General features: G+C 71.4%; 11 protein-coding genes. 8 read left to right on the top strand and 3 right to left on the bottom strand.

The window, feature by feature from the left end; translation table 11 throughout:
* Window position 1 precedes the first annotated feature (1 nt).
* The gene (locus tag ACE3QY_RS07085; RefSeq protein WP_374455303.1) at window positions 2-1,453 is read right to left on the bottom strand and encodes a cytochrome ubiquinol oxidase subunit I; all 1,452 of its coding nucleotides are present in this window, start codon (window positions 1,451-1,453) and stop codon (window positions 2-4) included.
* 109 nt (window positions 1,454-1,562) lie between these two features.
* Here ACE3QY_RS07085 and ACE3QY_RS07080 point away from each other — a divergent pair, with 109 nt between their 5' ends.
* On the top strand, window positions 1,563-1,922 hold the full coding sequence (locus tag ACE3QY_RS07080) for a BlaI/MecI/CopY family transcriptional regulator (protein ID WP_374455302.1): 360 nt from the start codon (window positions 1,563-1,565) through the stop codon (window positions 1,920-1,922).
* 11 nt (window positions 1,923-1,933) lie between these two features.
* Window positions 1,934-2,797 carry a M48 family metalloprotease gene (locus tag ACE3QY_RS07075; RefSeq protein ID WP_374455301.1) on the top strand — a complete coding sequence of 288 codons (864 nt, stop codon included), beginning with the start codon at window positions 1,934-1,936 and terminating at the stop codon, window positions 2,795-2,797.
* 78 nt (window positions 2,798-2,875) lie between these two features.
* Here ACE3QY_RS07075 and ACE3QY_RS07070 read toward each other — a convergent pair whose 3' ends face one another.
* Window positions 2,876-6,136 (bottom strand): M4 family metallopeptidase, encoded by a 3,261-nt coding sequence (locus tag ACE3QY_RS07070; protein WP_374455300.1) that lies wholly within the window; start codon window positions 6,134-6,136, stop codon window positions 2,876-2,878.
* Window positions 6,137-6,337: 201 nt separating this feature from the next.
* Between ACE3QY_RS07070 and ACE3QY_RS07065 the strand changes: the two genes are divergently transcribed.
* The 5 genes from ACE3QY_RS07065 (at window position 6,338) to ACE3QY_RS07045 (ending at window position 15,294) form a co-directional block, all read left to right on the top strand.
* Window positions 6,338-8,953: a DNA translocase FtsK gene (locus tag ACE3QY_RS07065; RefSeq protein WP_374455299.1), complete on the top strand. Its 2,616-nt coding sequence runs from the start codon at window positions 6,338-6,340 to the stop codon at window positions 8,951-8,953.
* Window positions 8,953-10,581, top strand: a complete 1,629-nt coding sequence (locus ACE3QY_RS07060) for a helix-turn-helix domain-containing protein (protein ID WP_374455298.1) — start codon at window positions 8,953-8,955, stop codon at window positions 10,579-10,581. The genes ACE3QY_RS07065 and ACE3QY_RS07060 overlap by 1 nt, the downstream gene beginning before the upstream one ends.
* 119 nt (window positions 10,582-10,700) lie before the next feature.
* Window positions 10,701-12,143, top strand: coding sequence for a 30S ribosomal protein S12 methylthiotransferase RimO (gene rimO, locus ACE3QY_RS07055; RefSeq protein ID WP_374455552.1), 1,443 nt, complete (start codon window positions 10,701-10,703; stop codon window positions 12,141-12,143).
* Window positions 12,140-12,775, top strand: a complete 636-nt coding sequence (gene pgsA, locus ACE3QY_RS07050) for a CDP-diacylglycerol--glycerol-3-phosphate 3-phosphatidyltransferase (RefSeq protein ID WP_374455297.1) — start codon at window positions 12,140-12,142, stop codon at window positions 12,773-12,775. The genes rimO and pgsA overlap by 4 nt, the downstream gene beginning before the upstream one ends.
* Before the next feature lie 164 nt (window positions 12,776-12,939).
* A complete protein-coding gene (locus ACE3QY_RS07045; protein ID WP_374455296.1) occupies window positions 12,940-15,294 on the top strand; it encodes a bifunctional UDP-sugar hydrolase/5'-nucleotidase in 2,355 nt (784 codons plus the stop codon).
* Between the two features lie 81 nt (window positions 15,295-15,375).
* Here the strand turns inward: ACE3QY_RS07045 and ACE3QY_RS07040 are convergent, their stop codons facing one another.
* Window positions 15,376-17,151, bottom strand: a complete 1,776-nt coding sequence (locus ACE3QY_RS07040) for a glycoside hydrolase family 15 protein (protein WP_374455295.1) — start codon at window positions 17,149-17,151, stop codon at window positions 15,376-15,378.
* A gap of 18 nt (window positions 17,152-17,169) precedes the next feature.
* On the opposite strand from ACE3QY_RS07040, the gene ACE3QY_RS07035 reads away from it, so the two are divergent.
* The gene (locus tag ACE3QY_RS07035) at window positions 17,170-17,706 is read left to right on the top strand and encodes a CinA family protein (RefSeq protein ID WP_374455294.1); all 537 of its coding nucleotides are present in this window, start codon (window positions 17,170-17,172) and stop codon (window positions 17,704-17,706) included.
* Window positions 17,707-17,717: the final 11 nt, after the last annotated feature.

Genomic DNA, 17,717 nt, shown 5'->3' with positions numbered 1-17,717 from the left:
GTCAGTAGGCGAAGGTGAGCGGGGCGTCCTCGTCGTCGGAGCCGCCGACCTTGACCCGCGGTGGCTCCTCGAAGGGCTCCGCACCCTTGTTGACGTAGGTGACGAGGAGCTTGACCTCGATGACCGCGAGCACGGCGTAGAGCGCGGTCAGCACGACCAGCGACGTCGCGGCCTCGAAGGTGCTGACGCCGGGGGAGACGCCCGACTCGGTGGTCATCAGCCCGAAGACGACCCACGGCTGGCGGCCCATCTCGGTGAAGATCCAGCCCCACGAGGAGGCCAGCGTCGTCGCGATCGGCAGGCTGAGCCCGAGCCAGCCCAGCCAGCGCACGCCCGGCGTGCGGCCCTTGCGGGTCAGCCAGAGGATCAGCGCAGCGCCGCCGGCGGCGAAGAAGCCGAGGCCCATCATGAAGCGGAACGACCAGTAGGTGACCGGGATGATCGGCACGTAGTCGCCGTCGCGCTGTGCCGGGTCGGCGCTGTCGAGCGATCCGTACGTCTCGGCGTACTCCTCCTTGAGCGGGTTGATGCCCTGCACGGTGCCGTCGAAGGAGCCCGTGCCGAGGAAGGAGAGCAGGCACGGCACGGTGACCGCGAACTTCTCGTGCTGGCCGTCGGGCGTGCCGATCGTCAGGACCGAGAACGGCGCGCACCCCTCGCTGGTCTCGTAGAGGCCCTCGGCGGCGGCCATCTTCATCGGCTGCACCTCGGTCATCACCTTGCCCTGGAGGTCGCCGGTGATGGCGACGCCGAGGCCGGCGAGCAGCGTGACGACGGCGCCGATGCGGATCGCACGGTGGTAGAGCGGGCGGTCGGCCTCGTGCTTCTTCTTCATGTAGAGGTACGCCGAGACGCCGAGCAGGAAGGCGCCCGCGGTCATGTACGCCGCGAAGACCACGTGCGGGAACGTCACGACCTGCACCTTGTTGAACATCACCGCCCAGAAGTCGGTCAGCTCGGCGCGGCCCGACTCGGGGTTGAAGCGGTAGCCGACGGGGTGCTGCATCCACGAGTTCGCCGCGAGGATGAACCACGACGAGGCGAGCGTGCCGAGGTGCACGAGCCACATGCAGGCGGCGTGCAGGCCGCGAGGGAGCTTGTCCCAGCCGAAGATCCAGAGGCCGAGGAAGGTCGACTCGAGGAAGAAGGCGAGCAGGCCCTCGACCGCGAGCGGCGCGCCGAAGACGTCGCCGACGAAGCGGGAGTAGTCCGACCAGTTCATGCCGAACTGGAACTCCTGCACGATGCCGGTCACGACGCCGATGGCGAAGTTGATGAGGAAGAGCTTGCCGAAGAACTTGGTCAGCCGGAGGTAGTCCTCCTTGCCGGTGCGGACCCAGGCCGTCTCGAGCCCGGCGATCACGGCCGTGAGCCCGATCGTCAGCGGCACGAACAGGAAGTGGTACACGGTGATGATCCCGAACTGCCAGCGGGCGATGTCGAGCACGTCCATGGGCACACCTTTGCGTGGGGTCGGCGCCGCGGCGCAGGATTACTACAGATTGTAGTAGATACTACGCGGTGTCGTAATTTCGCGGACAGGGCACCTAGACTCCTGTGGCATGAGTCCAAGGTCCCGGATGGGTGAGCTCGAGCAGGCCGTCCTCGAAACGCTGTGGGACCTCGGCTCGGCCAGCGGTCGCGAGGTCCACGAGCGGCTCGCCGGGCGCGACCTCGCCTACACCACCGTCATGACGGTCCTGGACCGGCTGGCGCGCAAGGACGTCGTGGTGCGCGAGCGCGAGGGCCGCGCCTTCCGCTACGCCCCGCGGCGCTCGCGCGCTGCGATGACCGCGGACCTGATGCGCGAGGCGCTCGACGAGACCGGCGCCGACCGCGACCAGGCGCTCGTCTCGTTCGTGGGCGAGGCCAGCGAGACCGACCTCGCGGCCCTGCGTCGCGCCCTGGCCGACCTCTCCTGACCCTGTCCGCCGTGCCCACGCCCGTCGTGCTGGGGGTCCTCGCCGTGCTGCTCGCGGGCCCCGTGCCCCACGCGCTGTCGCGGTGGCACCGGCTGCGGCGGACGCCCGCGGCCGCGATGCTGCTCTGGCAGGGCACCGCGGCGGCCGCTGTGCTGGCCGCGCTGGGCGCCGGGCTCTCCCTCGCGACGGACCGGCTGTGGGAGCCGCCGGTGGCCGGGCACGACGTCGTCGTCGCGGTCCTCGCCGGCGCCGTGACTGCAGTGGTCGCTGCCCGGCTGGTGCTGAGCGGCCACCGGACCGGGACCGAGCTGCGCCGGATGCGACGCCTGCACCGCGACCGTGTCGACCTCGTCGCCAGCCGCGACGCGGGGGTCTCCGTGCTCGAGCACGACCTGCCGGTCGCCTACTGCGTGCCGGGCATGACCGGGTCGCGCATCGTGGTCTCCCGCTCGACGCTCACCACGCTGGCGCCCGCGGAGCTGGCGGCGGTGCTCGAGCACGAACGCTCGCACCTGCGCGCCCGCCACGACCTGGTGCTCGAGGCCTTCGCCGTGCTGCACCGCGCCTTCCCTCGCTGGGTGGCCAGTGGCGCCGCCCGCGACGAGGTCGAGGTGCTGGTGGAGGTGCTCGCCGACCGCGCCGCCGTACGCCGCGTGGACCGGCGGACCCTGCTCTCGGCCCTGCTCGCCCTCGCCGGCTCGTCCGCGCCCCGGGGTGCCCTGGGCTCGGCGGGGTCGCGGGCCGCGCGCGCCGAGGCGCTGCGCGACGACCGCCGGCACCCCGTGCAGGCCGGCGCCGTCGTCGGCCTCGCAGCCGCGGTCCTCGCGCTGCCGACGCTGCTGGTGGTCCTGCCCTGGCTCACCGGGCTCCGCTGAGCGGGGACCGGACGCAGAAGGGCCCCGGCGGATCGCTCCGCCGGGGCCCTCTGGTGCTGCGTCAGCTGGTGCTCAGGGTCAGCGGACGACCTTGAACGTCAGCTTGTCCCTGCTGCCCTCGACGGTGTCCGAACCCGCGTAGACGGCAACGAGCTTGTGCTCGCCGACCTTGAGGTTCTTCTTCACCTTGAGGACCAGGCGGCCGTCGTCGAGACGCTTGGTGTCGATCTCCTTGCCGTCGATCTTCACGGTGACCTTGCCCGTCGGGGTCTCGCCCTCGGCCTTGACCTTGACGATGACCTTGAAGTCGTCCTTGTAGGACGGCTTCTTGGGCTCGACCTTGGCCTTGGTCGTGGACTCGACCGGCTCCGGCGCCGGGGTCGGCGTCGGGGTCGTGGTCGGCGTCGGCGTGGCGTTGGCCTCGCACACCTCGACCTTGACGTTGTCGACGTACCAGCCGTCGACACCGTTGCAGCCGTCACGACCCATGTCGAAGCGGAACTTCACCGTGGCTCCGGCGGGCGCGACCTTGGCCAGGTCGATGACCGTGGTGCCCCACGAGCCGTGCAGCTGGCCACCGTCGGTGCCGGTCCACGCGGCCTCGCCGCCCATCGGGCCCTGAGCCGGGTCGAGCTCGCCCTCAGGAGCGTTGAAGACGTAGGCGTCCTGCGGGACCAGTGCGAAGGTGCCCCCGTTGACACTCACCTTGACGTTGCCGCCGTCCCACGTCGCCTCGGTGGCGACGTAGTGGTCGAACGACATCCGCGGCGCCTTGTCGGCCGCCGGCACGGCGATGGCCGGGCTGATGAGACCGTTGCGGCTGGTCAGGTCACCAGCAGCACCGCAGGTGCCGGACACCGGGTCCGGACCGAAGGCCACGCCGCCCGTGTGCGACGGAGCACGCGTGGAGGCCTCCCACGGGATTCCCTCGGAGAACGCCTCGCCGAGCTCCTCGTCCTGCGACCAGCCGGCCAGGCCGTCCTCGAAGTCCTCCGAGTAGATGGTCTTGGCCGTCTTGCCGGGACCACAGTTGAGCTTCGGTGCACCCTGCTTGAGCAGCGGCTCCCAGGCGCACTGCTCGGTCGGGTCCATCCGCAGCTCGGTCTCGGCGATGACGTCGGCGAGCATCTCGCAGTCCGCCTCGGTCATGCCGCCCTCGACGAGCTCGGGGTCGGCGACGGCGCCGTCGGACCCGTCGGCCTCCTGCGGGTCACCCAGGGTGACCTTGCGGAAGTCCTCACCCTCCAGCACCGCGCAGGACTCCTCGAGCCCGTCGGCCAGGTCGGGGAAGTAGGACGACGGCGTCAGGTAGTTGGTCTGGGTGTGCCAGAACAGCCACGCAGCCTTGTCCAGGCCGATGCCGGTGTCCTGGCCGTCCATGCCGTCCACCAGGAGCGCGAAGGTGCGGTTGACCACGCCGGAGTTGGTGTGGACGCCGCCCGAGTCGTCGTCGGTGCAGTGGTACTCCTCGTCCGAGACCTTGCCCGGGTCGCCGTAGCAGTTCGGGCTCCACATGTCGCGGATGGCACCGCCGAAGGCGGGGTCGGACTCGCCCGACAGCCACCGGTGCGTCTCGTCGGTGTCGGCAGGAACGGCGGCGATCTCGAACGTCACCGGCGCACCGGCGGTCTTGAACTTGGTGCCGTCGGCCTGGGTGACCATCACGCCGTAGATGTCGGCGTCTCCCGACATCGAGATCGGGGCACGACCGGCGACGCTGTCACCGACCACGATCCCGACCGCGCCGGCGGCCTCGGCGTTCTGCGCCTTCGTGCCGAAGGTGCAGGCGCCACGGTCGACGTAGACCCAGCCGCCCGCGATGGCACCGGCGTTGGTGAACGCCTGGCAACCGTTGGTCGGCGAGGTGTCCGGCGTGCCGTCCGGCAGGGTGCCGGTGGCCGGGTCGGTGCCGACGATGGCCGTGCCCTCGACCGGCGTCTGTCCGAAGACCGGGCCGAACGAGGCGGGGGCGGCCGTGCACGGGCCCGCCACCCCAGCGGGAGCGCTGATCTCCATGGTGACGTCGGAGCGCGTGAAGTCCGAGCACTTCCCCGGGGTGCGGTAGACGGTGCCACCGGCCGAACCGGGGTCACCGGTCTCGTTGTGGCGCTCGTTGAGCATGTCGACGGTCTCGCCCCAGATGTCGGAGTAGGCCTCGTTCATCGCGCCCGCCTGCCACTGGTAGATCAGGCCGGAGGTCGACTCGGTGTAGGCGTGACCCCACTCGTGGGCGACGGTGTCGTCACCGGTGACGCCGTTGCAGTAGTTGGTCGAGTAGCCGTTCCAGTTGGCGTTGGGGCAGTTGATCCGCGGGTCGTTGTTGACCGTGCGCATGGTGCCGCCCAGTCCGTCCCACGAGTCGTAGCCGAACGTGTTGCGGAACATCCAGTAGGCCTCGCTCGTGCCGAGGACCTCGTTCTGCTGGTCCTCGTTGAGGCCGCCGGGGAAGGCGTCGCCCTCGGCCCAGACCGGGTCGTTGAGGCCGTCGACGAAGTCGTCGTCGGGGAGGTTCGGCGTGCCCGCGTCGTTGACGTAGGCCTCGTAGAGCTCGCGGTCGAGCGCGTGGGCCATCATCGACCAGCGGTTGAGGGGCTTGCCGGAGGCGGCGTCGAGGATCAGCGTCTCGCGCACCGTCGCCTTGTTCCAGACCTCGACGGCCCAGGCGAGCCGAGACTCGCCCTCGATGCCGCGGGGGGTGCCCATGCGGTAGATGGTGAGCTTCGCGTCGCGGACCGAGAGGCCCTTGCGGTAGCCGGCCGGGCCACCGTCCTCGTAGCCGGACGGCTTGGCCTTGACCGCGGCCAGCGCCTTCGAGGAGGCCTCGGCCTTCGGCAGGCGCGGCGTGACGTCGAGCGAGAGGGCGGGTGCGGCGAAGCCGTTGACCGAGGTCAGGTCCCCGTCGCGGTCGACGTGGGCCTTGAGCTCGCCGGCGAAGACCGGGACACCCTTGTAGGACTGGGCGAAGGTGATCGACCAGCCGGAGGTGCTGGCGTAGACCTCGGTCTGCTTCAGCTCTGCGGCACGGGCGCCGAAGGCGGGGGCGAACTGGTCGAGGTAGGCGGTGGCCTTGTCGATCGCACCCTGGCGGCCGTCGGCGGCGACGCCGGGCAGCAGGTCGGGGTCGGCACCTTCGGCAGTCGCGAACCCGACGCGACCGGTGGCCGGGTTGGCCCGCAGGTCCACCGAACCCGATGCTGCGTCGCGGAGCCGGCTGACGACCGACTCGTCCGCACTGCTCGCCGGCGCGGCCTGCGCGCCGACCAGCGGCTGGGCGGCAAGCCCAGCTGCGATGAGAGCGAGGCCCAGGGTGAGTCCCTGGCCTCGATTCAGCTGCTTCAAAAGAGTGACCTCTCGCTTGCACCCGGGATCCCATACCCGAGTGATCCGGGTCACCCTAAGCAACTGTCCATCCGGTCAGGAAGACCCTGAAGGTGGAATTTGTGCAGGTCGTCCCGACGGACGGAAGATTTGCGGCCGTGCTGCACGACACGCACGGCTGTGATCCGTGTGGCTGGTGTGACTTGGCCGTAGGGTCGGAGCATGGCGACCCGTACGTCTTCCCCGCCGGGGTCGCGGAGCACGAGCACGTCTTCGTCCAAGAGTCGGAGCAAGGGTTCGAGCACCCGATCACGGAGTACCAGCAAGCGCCCCAGCCCCGCGAAGGGCCGGAGCCGATCGAGCGCGTCCTCGCGCCGTCCCGCGCCGCGGGCGGTGCGCAACGGGCCGGGCCCGGTCGCCCAGGCGTTCGGCGCCCTCGGTCGCGGGGTCGCCGCCGTCTGGCTCGGCATCGCCCACGCGGTCGGCGCGGTCGCCCGCTCGATCGGGCAGTCCGCCCGCGACCTCGCCCCCGAGCACCGCCGCGACGGCGTCGGCCTGTTCCTCTTCGGCCTCGCCACCGTGGTCGCCGCCGCGGTGTGGTGGCAGCTGCCCGGGGGAGTGATGGACTTCGCCCGCTCGGTGACCGCCGGCGCGGTCGGCAAGGTCGGTTGGTTCGTCCCGCTGTTCCTCGTCTACGCCGGCTGGCGCACCCTGCGCGACCCGGAGCGCAACGGCCCCGCCGGTCGCCAGGTGATCGGGTGGTCGGCGTTCACCCTCGGCCTGCTCGGCATCGTGCACATCGCCAACGGCAACCCGCAGCCCGTGCTCGGCGACGCCACCAACCTCCAGTCCGCCGGCGGCGCGGTCGGCTACGTCACCTCGAGCCTGCTGCTCGACCTGATGCAGACGTCGTACGTCGTGGTGCCGCTGCTGGTGCTGCTCGCCGCCTTCGGCGTCCTGATCATCACCGCCACCCCGGTCTACCAGATCCCGGCCCGGCTGGCCGCGCTGCGCGACAAGGCGCTGGGCCGCACCCCGGTCGAGGAGGCGGAGGAGCCGACGAAGCCGGTCCGCACCCGCCGCCGCTCGATGCTCGACGACGACATCGACCCCGAGATGGGTGACCCGGCCTACGACAGCCCGGTCCTGGCGGACCGCGAGCTCAGGAAGCGCCGCAGGAAGAAGGACGCCGAGCCGGTCGAGGACTACGGCATCGACCTGTTCGCCGACCCCACCGACGCCTCCGCCGACGCCCCGACCGAGGTCACCCCGGCCGTCGACGCGAAGGGCGGGGCCGACACCGGCGCGGTGGAGCCGCCGCCGCACACGCCGCTCCCGGCCCGCGTCGAGCAGCTCGCGCTGTCCGGCGACATCACCTACTCGCTGCCCGACAACTCCGCCCTCAAGCCGGGCTCCGTGCACAAGGCGCGGTCCAAGGCCAGCGACGCGGTCGTCGAGCGGCTGATGCAGGTGATGGACGAGTTCGGCATCGACGCCACCGTCACCGGCTACACGCGTGGCCCGACCGTCACCCGCTACGAGGTCGAGCTCGGCCCGGCGGTGAAGGTCGAGAAGGTCACCGCGCTGTCGAAGAACATCGCCTACGCCGTCGCCTCCGCCGACGTCCGGATCCTCAGCCCGATCCCCGGCAAGTCGGCCATCGGCATCGAGATCCCCAACACCGACAAGGAGATCGTCTCCCTCGGCGACGTGCTCCGCTCCGGCACCGCGCGCTCGGACCACCACCCGATGGTCGCCGGGCTCGGCAAGGACGTCGAGGGCGGCTTCGTGGTCGCCAACATGGCGAAGATGCCGCACCTGCTGGTCGCCGGTGCCACCGGCTCCGGAAAGTCGAGCTTCATCAACTCGCTGATCACCTCCATCCTGATGCGGGCGACGCCCGACGAGGTGCGGATGATCATGGTCGACCCCAAGCGGGTCGAGCTGAACGCCTACGAGGGCGTGCCGCACCTGATCACCCCGATCATCACCAACCCGAAGAAGGCCGCCGAGGCGCTGGCCTGGGTCGTGCGCGAGATGGACATGCGCTACGACGACCTGGCCAACTTCGGCTTCCGCCACATCGACGACTTCAACAAGGCGGTGCGGGCCGGCAAGGTCGAGGTGCCTGCCGGCAGCGAGCGCACGCTCACGCCGTACCCCTACCTCCTGGTCATCGTCGACGAGCTCGCCGACCTGATGATGGTCGCGCCGCGCGACGTGGAGGACTCGGTCGTCCGCATCACCCAGCTCGCCCGCGCGGCCGGCATCCACCTGGTGCTCGCCACGCAGCGCCCGTCGGTCGACGTGGTGACCGGCCTGATCAAGGCCAACGTGCCGTCGCGACTCGCGTTCGCCACCAGCTCGCTGGGCGACAGCCGCGTCATCCTCGACCAGCCCGGAGCCGAGAAGCTGGTCGGTCAGGGTGACGGCCTGTTCCTGCCGATGGGCGCCTCGAAGCCGGTGCGCGTCCAGGGGTCGTGGGTCACCGAGGCCGAGATCCACCAGGTCGTCAAGCACTGCAAGGACCAGCTCGAGCCGACGTACGTCGAGGACGTCACGGCGCCGAAGGAGTCCAAGCGCGAGCTCGACGACGACATCGGCGACGACATGGAGCTCGTGGTGCAGGCCATCGAGCTGGTCGTCTCCACGCAGTTCGGCTCGACGTCGATGCTGCAGCGCAAGCTGCGCGTCGGCTTCGCCAAGGCCGGCCGGCTGATGGACATCATGGAGAGCCGTGGTGTCGTCGGCCCGAGCGAGGGTTCGAAGGCGCGTGACGTCCTGGTCAAGCCGGACGAGCTCGATTCCGTGATCGCCACGTTGGAGGGGGGAGCCTGATGAGCACGGTGCTGAACGAGGACGAGGTCTTCGACGACCACACTGCGGGTGCGGGGCCGGCGGTGGTCCCGGACCACGTCGAGGTACGCCGTCATGCCGGCCTCGCCGCGGGCGTGGGGCTGACGGCCTCCGCGGTCGCCATCGCCTACCTCGGCCGGGCCACCCACACGGGCGCCGTCCTGGACTGGGTGCTCGCGGTCGGGATGGGGCTGCTCGGTGCGTACTGGCTGGTCGGCTTCGTCGACGCGCGCACGCCGCTGCTGGTGGCCGACGCGCAGGGCATCCGGATCCGGCTCGGCCGCACGTGGCGCGGGCTGCCGTGGACGGCGGTCCACCACGTCGAGCACACCCCGCGCCGCGGGCTGCTGCGTGACGGCCGGCTGGTCGTCGTGCCGCACAACCTCGAGCTCATCGAGGCCGAGCTGACCGGCGCCGGCAAGCGCCACACCACGCTGTCCCGCCTGCTGCACGGCGCGCCCTTCGCCGTGCCGCTGGGCCTCTCGACCCGCGTCGTCGGCGCCGACGGCGACCTGTCCGAGGCCCTGGGCCGGGTCGCCCGCGACGCCAGCCAGATCGTCGTGCTCGAGCCCGAGGTCGACGAGGACGTCGTTCCGGACGCCGCCGAGGACGTCGCCGACGAGGCGGGGGAGCCGGAGGTCGAGGAGACCGTCGTCGCCAGCCCGACGCCGGCCGCCCTGCGCGAGTCGACGGCGGCGCGTCGCTCCGAGGTGCGTCGCGACTTCGTGGAGCCCGAGGACCTCGACGAGCTCGACGGCCGCGAGCTGCGCCGCCCCGGCCGGGTCAGCCTGGTCGAGGAGAAGGAGACCTGGGGCGACCGCGTCCGCGCCATCGCCCGACCGGGTGAGCCGGTGGAGCCGCTGGTGCTCGACGACTTCGAGGTGGAGCCCGCCGAGGACCCGGTCATCGGTCCCGAGCTGGCGGCCGCCCGCACCCGCCTCGGCCTGACGGTCGACCAGCTGGCCGAGCGCACCCGGATCCGTCCGCACGTGATCGAGGCCGTGGAGGTCGACGACTTCGAGCCGTGCGGTGGCGACTTCTACGCCCGCGGCCACCTGCGCACCCTGGCCCGGGTGCTCGGCATCGACGTGGCGCCGCTGCTGGCGTCGTACGACGAGCGCTACGCCCACGCCCCGATCAACCCGCGCCGGGTCTTCGAGGCCGAGCTCGCCACCGGCGCGCACGGCTCGATCCGCGGCACCCGCGGCGGCCCGAACTGGTCGGTGCTCGTGGCCGTGGTGATGGCGCTGGTGCTCTGCTGGTCGATCGCCCGCCTGGTCATGGACACCCCGCCCGAGCTCCGCGGCGCGCAGCCGGTGCTCAACGGCTCCGGCGGCCCCCAGGGCACCGGCAACGCGCCCGTCGCCGACCCGGTCGCGGTGGTGGTCACCGCGCCGTCGGGCGGTGCCCAGGTCGTCGTGCGCGACGCCTCGGGCGAGGAGGTCTTCAAGGGCAACCTCTCCGTCGGCCAGACCCGCGAGCTCAAGGTGTCCCCGCCGGTGCGGGTGATGTCCTCGGACGGTTCCGTCACGGTCTCCCTCGCCGGCGGCGAGGCACGTGCCGTGGGGGAGCCCGGCGTGGCCGGCCAGGGCACCTTCGTCGCCGATTGACCGTGACTCACTGGCGGCGGGTGAGAGGTCTCACCGTGTCGCGGGTGCAGGTCTGTGGGCTGTGACGCGGCATACTCACGGGTGCGATGACGACTGACACCGAGCTGCCCCCGACCCCGCTGAACGTCGCCGTGGTGACCCTCGGCTGCGCGCGCAACGAGGTCGACTCCGAGGAGCTGGCCGGCCGACTCGAGGCCGGCGGCTTCGTGCTGGTCGACGACCCCGAGGACGCCGACACCGTCGTGGTCAACACGTGCGGGTTTGTCGAGGCGGCCAAGAAGGACTCCGTCGACACCCTGCTCGAGGCCGCGGACCTGAAGGAGCACGGCAAAGCGCAGGCCGTCGTGGCCGTCGGCTGCCTCGCCGAGCGCTACGGCAAGGACCTCGCCGAGTCGCTGCCTGAGGCCGACGCGGTGCTCGGCTTCGACGACTACCCCGACATCGCCTCGAAGCTGCGCGCCATCGTCGGCGGCGAGACGCACCACCCGCACACGCCGTCCGACCGCCGGCTCCTGCTGCCGATCTCGCCCGTCGAGCGCGACGCATCGGGCATCTCCGTTCCCGGCCATGAGGCCGTCGCCACGGACACCAGCGAGATCGGCGCGGGTGCGCCGGCGACGGGCCCCCGTGCCGTACGCCGTCGCCTCGACGCCGGCCCGATGGCGCCGCTCAAGCTGGCCAGCGGCTGCGACCGCCGCTGCACGTTCTGCGCGATCCCGAGCTTCCGCGGCTCGTTCGTCAGCCGCCGTCCCAGCGACGTGGTCAACGAGGCCCAGTGGCTCGCCACGCAGGGCGTCAAGGAGCTGTTCCTCGTCAGTGAGAACTCCACGTCCTACGGCAAGGACCTCGGCGACCTCCGGTTGCTCGAGACGATGCTGCCCGAGCTGTCGGGCATCGACGGCATCGAGCGGGTGCGCGTCTCCTACCTCCAGCCCGCCGAGACCCGGCCAGGGCTGATCGAGGCGATCGCCTCGACGCCCGGCGTCGTGCCCTACTTCGACCTGTCCTTCCAGCACGCGAGCGCCACGGTGCTGCGCCGGATGCGCCGCTTCGGCGACCCGGAGAGCTTCCTCGGCCTGCTCGAGCAGATCCGCACGCTGGCCCCGCTGGCCGGCGTACGGTCCAACGTCATCGTCGGCTTCCCCGGCGAGACCGAGGAGGAGCTGGCGACCCTCTGCGACTTCCTCGAGGCGGCTCGCATGGACGTGACCGGCGTCTTCGGCTACTCCGACGAGGACGGCACCGAGGCGGCCGGCTTCGCCGACGAGCTCAAGCTCGACGAGGACGAGATCCGCAGCCGCACCGAGCACGTCACCGCCCTGGTCGAGGAGCTCAACGCCCAGCGCGCCGAGGAGCGCATCGGCGAGGAGGTCGTGGTGCTGGTCGAGTCGGTCGACGAGGACGTCGTCGAGGGACGGGCCGCCCACCAGGGCCCCGAGGTCGACGGCACGACGCTGCTCACCGGCGCCGACGGCGCCCGGGTCGGCGACCTGCTGGCCGCGACCGTCACGGGCACCGACGGTGTCGACCTGATCGCGCGAGTGAACGGAGCTGGAGCATGAGCACGGACCCTGTGAGCGCGGAGCAGCGCGAGGTGTCGAACCTCAACATCGCCAACGTGCTCACCACGCTGCGCATCATCATGGTGCCGTTCTTCGGCTGGGCGCTACTGCACGACGGCGGCAACGACCCCCTGTGGCGCTGGGTCGCGTTCGCGATCTTCGCCGTCGCGATGGTCACCGACAAGATCGACGGCGACCTGGCCCGCAAGCACGACCTGATCACCGACTTCGGCAAGATCGCCGACCCGATCGCCGACAAGGCGATCACCGGTATGGCGTTCATCGGCCTCTCGGTCGTCGGCGACGTCTGGTGGTGGGTCACCGTCGTGGTCCTGCTCCGCGAATGGAGCGTCACGCTGCTGCGCCTGTCGGTCCTCAAGCAGGTCGTGATCCCCGCGGCGCAGAGCGGCAAGATCAAGACGGTCCTCCAGGCCCTCGCGCTGTCGGGCCTGATCTGGCCGCTGCCGCACGGCGACGCCCACGGCAACGCCTTCGACTTCTGGCCCGGACCGCTGGGCGAGGTGCTGTTCTACGCCAGCCAGGTGTTGCTCGCCGGTGCCGTGGCGATGACCCTCTGGTCGGGCTGGGAGTTCGTCCGCGAGGTGCGCAAGCAGCGGGTGCGCCGGGCCTGATCCGACCAGTCGGCGAACACTGACCGACACGTCGGGAAACCCTACTTTCGTGGGGTCTTGTCGAGCGTGCGTTCGGCTAGGGTGACGGCCCACTCACCCGACGAAAGGCCCCAGAACTCGTGTCAGCATCACGACCAGGACGCCGGTTCGCCCTGGCCACGACGATGACGGGGCTGCTCGCAGCGCCGCTCGCCGTGGTCACCGCGGCGGCGCCCGCACACGCTGCTCCCGTCGAGATCCAGATCCTCGCCACCAACGACTTCCACGGCCGGCTGCAGCTGCGCGGTCCCGAGAACCGCGACCCCGACGCCGGTGCCGCCGTGCTCGCCGGCGCGGTCAAGCAGCTCGAGCAGGACGTGCCCAACACCGTCTTCGCGGCGGCCGGCGACCTGATCGGGGCCTCGACCTTCGAGTCCTTCATCAACGACGACAAGCCGACCATCGACGCCCTCAACGAGGCCGGCCTCGACGTGTCGGCCGCCGGCAACCACGAGTTCGACCAGGGCGTCGACGACCTGGTCGACCGGGTGATGGCGCCGGAGTCGGCGAGCAACCCGCTCGGTGGCGCCGAGTGGCAGTACATCGCCTCCAACGTCCGCAACAAGGACGACCACGAGCACACCATCCCGGACCGCTGGATCGAGGACTTCGGCTCGGTGCAGGTCGGCTTCGTGGGTGCGGTGACCGAGGACCTGCCGGCCCTGGTCAGCCCCAGCGGCATCGCCTCGGTCGAGGTGACCGGCATCGTCAACGAGGTCAACCGGAGCGCCAACAAGCTCGAGGACGAGGGCGCCGACGTCATCGTCCTGCTGGTCCACGAGGGCGCGCCCGACACGACGTACGCGTCGGCGACGAGCAACACCAACGCCTTCGGTCGCATCGTCAACGGGGTCAACTCCAACATCGACGCGATCGTGTCGGGCCACACCCACCTCGCCTACAACCACTCCGTGCCGGTCCCGGCCTGGGAGGGACGTGCCGTCACCAGCCGTCCGGTCGTGTCGGCGGGCCAGTACGGCCAGAAGCTCAACAAGCTCCTCTTCACGGTCAACGACGCCACCGGTCAGGTGTCGGCGGTGACCCAGGAGGTCGTCGACCTCACCACCGACCCCGACGGCACCGGCCCGACCGCCCCGCAGCCCAACTTCCCGGCCGACCCGGCGACCACGCAGATCGTGACCGACGCCTTCGACGCGGCCGTCGGCCCGGGCTCGCAGGTGCTCGGCCAGCTCGGCGCGCCGTTCAAGCGGGCGTTCCTCGCCAACGGCACCACCGAGAACCGCGGCGCCGAGTCCACGCTCTCCAACCTCGTGGCCGAGGTGCAGCGCTGGGCGACCAGCGCCCCCGAGTCGGGTGCCGCGGAGATCGCGCTGATGAACCCGGGCGGTCTGCGGCAGAACATGGTGGGCACCGGGAGCACGTTCCCGGCCGACCTGACCTACAAGCAGGCCGCCGTCGTCCAGCCGTTCGCCAACACGCTGGTCAACATGAAGCTCACCGGCACGCAGCTCAAGGCGGTCCTGGAGCAGCAGTGGCAGCGCGACTCGAGCGGCAACGTGCCCACCCGCGCGTTCCTCCGCCTCGGCACGTCGGCCGGCTTCCGGTTCACCTACGACCCGGCCCGCCCCGAGGGCGACCGGATCACCGGGATGTGGCTGGACGACGTCGCGATCTCGCCGGCCGCGTCGTACTCCGTCACGGTCAACTCGTTCCTCGCCAGCGGTGGTGACAACTTCCGCGCCCTGCGTGACGGCACCGAGCGTCGCGACACCGGCAAGGTCGACCTGGAGGCCATGGTCGACTACATGGCGGCCAACAGCCCGGTCGAGCACGACACCACCCAGCACGCCGTGGGCGTGTCGTTCCCGGCCGGCGCCCCGGCGTCCTACCTGCCGGGCGACCACGTGAAGCTCAACCTGACCTCGCTCGCCTTCTCGGCGGCCGAGGACCTCAAGGACGACGACGTCACGGTGTCGCTCGGCGGCACCACGCTCGGCACGTTCCCCGTCGACAACACCATCGGCACGGTCGACCAGAACGACGAGTACGGCAAGGCAGCCGTCGACGTGGTCGTCCCCGCGGGCACGACCGCGGGCGTCAAGGAGCTGACCATCACCGGGGACGACACCGGCACGGTCGTCACCGTCCCGGTGACGGTCGCCGCTGTCCCGACCACGACGCCGACCCCGACCCCGACCCCGACCCCGACCCCGACGCCCACCCCGGCTCCGGAGAAGGTGGACCCCGTCATCAAGGCGGTCGCCGCCACCGGGACTGTCGGTGAGAAGGTCCGCTTCACGGTGAAGGTCAAGGCCGGCGACGCGACCGCCACGGGTTGGCTCAAGGTCCGGGTGCAGGGCTCCGACAAGGTGCTCCGCTTCAAGGTCAAGGACGGCAAGGCCACGGTCAAGCTCCCCGCCTTCGCCCGCGCCGGCACCAAGAAGGTCGTCCTGCGCTACCTCGGCAACGACGACGTCAAGCGGGAGCGGCTCGTCGTCAAGCTGAAGATCAAGCGCTGACCTTCCGCACCCACGCAGCACCGCACCGGAGGCCCGGTCGTCGTCCGCGACGGCCGGGCCTCCGGCGCGTCCGGGGCACGCTCAGTCCGTACGCCGCAGCGCGAGGGCCGCCTGCACCAGGGCCAGGTGGCTGAAGGCCTGGGGGAAGTTGCCGGCCATCCGGTCGTGCACGGTGTCGTACTCCTCCGACAGCAGGCCGACGTCGTTGGCCAGGCCGCAGAGCCGGTCCATGAGCTCCTCCGCCTCCGCGCGCCGGCCGGCTGCCGCGAGCGCGGACACCAACCAGAACGAGCAGGCGAGGAACGGGTGCTCGTCGCCGGGCACCCCGTCGACACCGGTGTCGGTGCGGTAGCGCAGCAGCAGGCCGTTGGACATCAGGTCCTCGGTGATCGCGCGGATGGTGCCGAGCACGCGCGGGTCGTCGGCGGGCAGGAAGCCGACGAGGGGGATGTTCAGCAGCGAGGCGTCGACCTCGGTGGTGTCGTAGTGCTGGGTGAAGGTGCCGCGCTCGGTGTCGTACCCCTTCTCCAGGATCTCCTCGCGGACCCGGTCGCGCAGGTCGCGCCAGTGGTCGACCGGTCCGTCCAGCCCGTGCTCCTCGACCGCCCGAACCGCCCGGTCGAACGCGACCCACACCATGACGCGTGAGTGGGTGAAGTGGCGCTGCGGCCCGCGGATCTCCCACAGCCCGTTGTCCGGCTCGTCCCAGTGCTCGGCGAGCTCGTCGACGAGCGCCCGCTGCAGCGCCCACGAGTTGTGCGTCTCGTGGAGCCCGGCCTGCCGGCCGAGCTCGAGCGCGATCATCACCTCGCCGAGCACGTCGTTCTGGCGCTGGGAGACCGCGCCGTTGCCGATCCGCACCGGCCGGCTGTCGGCGTAGCCGGGCAGGTGCGGCACCTCGCGCTCGGGCAGCTGGCGTCCGCCGTCGACGGTGTACATGATCTGGAGGTCCGCGGGGTCGCCGGCGACGGCCCGGAGGAGCCAGCGGCGCCAGTCGAGCGCTTCCTCCTCGTAGCCCGCGCCGAGCAACGACTCCAGGGTGAGCGCGGCGTCGCGGAGCCAGCAGTAGCGGTAGTCCCAGTTGCGCTCGCCTCCGAAGTCCTCGGGCAGGGAGGTGGTGGGCGCGGCGACGATCCCGCCCGTCTCCTCGTGCGTCATCAGCAGGAGGGTGAGCAGGCTGCGACGGACCATGCCTGCGTGTGGCAGGCCGTCGGGCGCGCGCTCGGTCCACGCCCGTTGGGCGTCGGTCGTGGCGGCGATCCGATCGTCGAAGCCGAGCGGCTCGGGGACGTCGCGCCACGAGCGGACCCAGGTGGTGGAGAAGGTCAGCTCGTCGCCCTCGGACATCTCGAACTCGTCGCTGTGGTGGCCGTGCCCGCCGTGGGGCAGCCGCGGGCCGCGCAGGACGAGCTTGTCGGGACCGGCCACCGCCACGACGACCTCCTGGCCGTGTGCCTGCTCGCGGCTCACCCACGGCCGGACGTGCCCGTAGTCAGTCCGCACCACCCAGTCGTGCCGGATCCGCACGGTGCCGCGGGTGCAGGTGAGTCGGCGTACGACGTCGGCGCGGCCGTCGCCGGTGGGCATCAGGTCGAGCAGCACCACCTCGCCGTCGTCGGTGGCGAACGTGGTCTCCAGCAGCGCGGTGCCGTCGACGTAGCGGCGACTCGTGCTGCGCACTCCCTCCGTCGGGGCGAGCAGCCACCGACCGTGCTCCTCGGTGCCGAGCAGCGCGGCGAAGCACGCCGGTGAGTCGAAGCGCGGCAGGCAGAGCCAGTCGATGGATCCGTCCCGACCGACGAGCGCTGCGGTGCCGCGGTCACCGATGAGGGCGTAGTCCTCGATGGGGAGAGCCATGCGGCTAGTCTCGCGGACGTGACCAACGAGTCGGGTGAGGCGCTGGCGCGGCACGTGCTCGAGGTCCTCGCGGAGCGTGGCGAGTCGCTCGCCACCGCCGAGTCGCTGACCGGCGGTCTGCTGTCCGCCCGGCTGACCGACGTGCCGGGTGCCTCGCGCAGCTTCGTGGGCGCCGTCGTGTCCTACGCCACCCGCGTCAAGGAGTCGTTCCTCGGCGTCCCCGCCGAGGTCGTCGCACGGCACGGCGTGGTCTCCGGGGAGTGCGCGGAGTCGATGGCGTCCGGCGTGCGCGCGCGGCTGGACGCGACGTGGGGGATGGCCACGACGGGCGTGGCCGGGCCCGACTCGCAGGAGGGCAAGGCGGTCGGCACCGTGTGGGTGGCGGTCGCCGGTCCGGACGGTGCGGTGGTCCGGCGGCTGGCGCTGACCGGTGACCGGAGCACCATCCGCGAGGACACCTGCCGCGAGGTCCTGGCGCTGCTGGCCGGCGTGCTGGCAGGAGATCCGTCGGCCGAACCGGCCATCCCCGCCCGGGAAGAACCTGACCTCGGGTAGCGTTGGCCCTA

Origin of the sequence: Nocardioides sp. (genome assembly GCF_041913365.1) — a bacterium.
Classification (GTDB): Bacteria; Actinomycetota; Actinomycetes; order Propionibacteriales; family Nocardioidaceae; genus Nocardioides.
This window is presented reverse-complemented; position numbering and strand designations above follow the sequence as displayed.